Source organism: Bacillus sp. AFS001701 (genome assembly GCF_002559405.1).
GTDB lineage: Bacteria > Bacillota > Bacilli > Bacillales > Bacillaceae_G > Gottfriedia.
This window is the reverse complement of the sequence record NZ_NTZO01000436.1, coordinates 1-1,539: the sequence shown is the minus strand read 5'-3', so window position 1 is coordinate 1,539 and position 1,539 is coordinate 1. Positions and strand designations below refer to the sequence as shown.

Here is a 1,539-nt window from a genome sequence, read left to right as displayed (position 1 = left end):
ATCGAACATTAATTAAACTAATCAATTGAAATTGTTTTTTCTAAAAATTAGCTCATAATCTTTTTAACTTCTTTAACTTCTGTAAAAAATCATTACTAGTGTTCTTGGAATCATGAAATTGCACAAACATATTAACATTTAAAACCATTAATAGTCATCCAAAAAATGATAATTCCATCATTAAATAGATGTTCATTAAATGTCCGTTTTCCCTATTGACCATTTTTTATTTCAACACTTTGAAAAAACCTGCCTAATGGCAGGTTTTTTAATTGGATGAAATCTCAGAGTTAATAAGTAATTGCTCTCTTCGTTCTCTTTCTTCCTTAATTCTTTGCAAGTAAATTTCTCCCTCTTTTTCAATGAATGCTTCATCAGCATCTCTTTCTTGCTTCGAGGTGTAAAGCACCATAAATCCACTTACAAAAATTCCTAAAATCACGATATACATCCAAAATGGTAATATTGGCATTGATTTTCCTCCTTAGTAGACAAGCATTTGCTTCATTATATGGCTAATAAGGAGGAAGTATGATTAATTTAAAATTTTGGTTTGTAAAAACTACGATTTTCTAATGGGAAAATACGCTCTGTATATTCTCCTGGTTCAACTCTTTCAAGTGCGCGGTCTAACATATTCATTTTTGCATCAATATTATCAATATAATGTAAAATTTCAGCTTCTTTAATTAAAGGTAGTTTTGGACTACCGTACTCATACTTACCATGATGACTTAAAATAAGATGCTGTAGAACAGTAACCTCTTCTCCCTCAATACCTAGTTCGATTGAGGCATTTCCAATTTCAATTGCCATAAGCGAGATATGGCCTAACAAATTACCTTCAACAGTATACTTTGTTGAAACGGGACCAGATAATTCTCTTACTTTTCCTAAATCATGTAGTATGATTCCAGCATATAGTAAATCCTTATCGATTGAAGGATATAAATTAGCAATTGATTCACCTAATTTCAACATACAAAAAACATGATATGCTAAACCGGAAACAAATTCATGGTGATTCTTAGTTGCCGCTGGAAAATCAAGAAAATCCTCTTGATTTTTTAATACTAGATACTCAGTCAGCTTTTTAAGTTTTTCATTGGTCATATTATTAATATATGAAGTAATTTTCTCATACAATTCTTCTTTAGAAACTGGTGCTCTTGCGAAAAAATCTTCTGGATTAACTTCGTCTGTATCTTTAGTTGGACGAATTTGGCGTAATTTAAGTTGAAGTTTTCCTCTATAATCGTGTAGCTCCCCTTCAACTTTTACAACAGTTCCTTCTACATACGCTTCTTCTTGCTCTGAAGAAATATCCCAAAGCTTCGCCTCAATATCTCCACTTTGATCTTGTAAAGTTAAAGATAAGAATGTTTTTTGATTACTTGCTACACCTTTAGTAACAGCTTTGACAAATAAAAATGTTACAAAACGTTCGCCAACTTCATGATCATATACTTTTTTATCCATAAGTACCTCCATTTTGTATATGCTTCCTTAAGCTCTACTTAAGTAAATAACTTAAAATTC

The 1,539-nt window shown here is 31.1% G+C and carries 2 protein-coding genes; both read right to left on the bottom strand.

The genetic code is table 11. The annotated features are described in order from the left end of the window. Positions 1 to 268: 268 nt before the first annotated feature. Positions 269 to 472, bottom strand: a complete 204-nt coding sequence (locus CN514_RS20740; protein WP_056472082.1) for a sporulation YhaL family protein — start codon at positions 470 to 472, stop codon at positions 269 to 271. A gap of 68 nt (positions 473 to 540) precedes the next feature. Beyond that, positions 541 to 1,479 (bottom strand): 3'-5' exoribonuclease YhaM, encoded by a 939-nt coding sequence (yhaM, locus tag CN514_RS20735; protein ID WP_098234212.1) that lies wholly within the window; start codon positions 1,477 to 1,479, stop codon positions 541 to 543. Positions 1,480 to 1,539: the final 60 nt, after the last annotated feature.

Coding starts and splice junctions, on each gene's coding strand:
- CN514_RS20740 (WP_056472082.1), bottom strand. CDS start 472: ATGCCAATATTACCATTTTGGATGTATATCGTGATTTTAGGAATTTTT.
- yhaM (WP_098234212.1), bottom strand. CDS start 1,479: ATGGATAAAAAAGTATATGATCATGAAGTTGGCGAACGTTTTGTAACA.